We start from the raw sequence: 657 nt of genomic DNA, 5'->3' as shown, positions 1-657 counted from the left end.
CTTGATCCCGCGAGCTTCAGCAAACTTGCGCAAGAATGCGGCATAGAGCCCCGCGTCGAAGTGATAGGCATATCCAAGCCCCGAAAGCACTGCGTCGGGATTTGCCACAGGCTTTGTAAACCTGCCGCGCCGGGCTGCAGCAATTGCGATGGCATAATCGTCGATCGGGCCGGGATCGCTTTCCGCTTTCCCCAACAGACGCTGGCGCAGCCATATCTGGTGAAAGTTCAGGCCATAGGTAGGCCGGCCAAACTTGCCGAATGGATGGATATAGCGATCGCCCAGCTTACCCCAGTCGACGAACTCGATGCCAAGCTTGAATGTGCCTTGCGTGGCCGCGACGAACTCCATCTCGTTGAGACCAAGCGCATTGTTGAAATCGAGTAGAGGAGGAATTGTCGCTTCGCCAACACCGACCGTGCCAATCTGTTCGGATTCGACCAGAGTGATTGACACGCCGCTCGACGTAAGCCGGGAAAGCGCCGCCGCCGCCATCCAGCCGGCGGAACCGCCGCCAACGATGACGACCTTCTCGATCGGTCCGGCGGGTTGCCCACTAATCATACGGCATTGGCACCTTGCCCAAAATCGGATCGCTCTGCAAACTGCACCAAATCACGATTGGACGGCAATTGCTGCACCGCGAACTGCCCTTGC

The 657-nt window shown here is 58.3% G+C and carries 1 protein-coding gene; it reads right to left on the bottom strand.

The features are described from left to right. Positions 1-564 (bottom strand): tryptophan 7-halogenase (locus ACQY6C_RS14870; RefSeq protein WP_427970064.1); only part of this gene is annotated, 564 nt, incomplete at its 3' end. Between the last annotated feature and the right edge of the window lie 93 nt (positions 565-657).

It is taken from the genome of Altererythrobacter sp. (assembly GCF_050299635.1).
Taxonomy (GTDB): domain Bacteria; phylum Pseudomonadota; class Alphaproteobacteria; order Sphingomonadales; family Sphingomonadaceae; genus Erythrobacter.
Note: the sequence above shows the minus strand (reverse complement) of the source record. Positions and strands in the feature narration are given on the sequence as shown.